Annotated in this window: 1 protein-coding gene; it reads right to left on the bottom strand. The window is 43.7% G+C overall.

Features of this window, described 5'->3' with window-relative positions:
* Positions 1–776 (bottom strand): TonB-dependent receptor plug domain-containing protein (locus tag J5224_RS32145; protein WP_264629008.1); only part of this gene is annotated, 776 nt, incomplete at both ends.

Here is a 776-nt window from a genome sequence, read left to right as displayed (position 1 = left end):
AGTTGTAATATAGATACCCGTATTGCGTTGTTCGTGGCCTTTGGCAACATAATTTGTTCCTGGCTCAGAAACCTGTTTTTGCCAATCTACGCCAGCGCTAACAGTTCCTTTTCCTATCTGAACGCTATTACCCCATTGTAAATTATATTGATCTACATCATCTAACGTAGACGCAGCGCCGTAGCGACCATTCTTAGGATCAAAATTCAGATCCTTCGTGCGACTATAGCTAGCAATCACCTGCGTTGATAAAATATCACGCTGGAAACGTAAGCCTGTATCCCAAGTTTGGCTATATAGCTGACGAGTGTCTGGTATCCCTAAGAATGAATACGGTGGATCATTTTCAGTGGTGTTATACCCATCATAATTAGCTCGGTTATCAAATCCATAACCACGAACAAACCCGCTAAATTCATCGTTAAACTGATGTTCAACATTGCCGTAAATCGATTTACTCATGAAACCATCACGATCAGGCTGGGCCTTATTGCCACTGGCATCAGGGAAACCAGCAACAACATCATATCCTTTGGTATAGGTATAATTACCCGCCAAAGTAATACGTGTCGCATTACCAATCATTTGTTGCGTGGAACCATCGTAAGACTGATATCCCTTAGAACCGACCCCAGCGCCGAGCGTTGTACCTTCCTTTTCTCTGGTGGTAATAATGTTGACTACTCCACCGATCGCGTCTGATCCATACACAGCCGAACGCGCACCACGGATATATTCAATTCTCTGCACAAGTGAAAGAGGGATCTGGCTAAGAT

The sequence above is a fragment of the Candidatus Symbiopectobacterium sp. NZEC135 genome (assembly GCF_025962695.1).
Note: the sequence above shows the minus strand (reverse complement) of the source record. Positions and strands in the feature narration are given on the sequence as shown.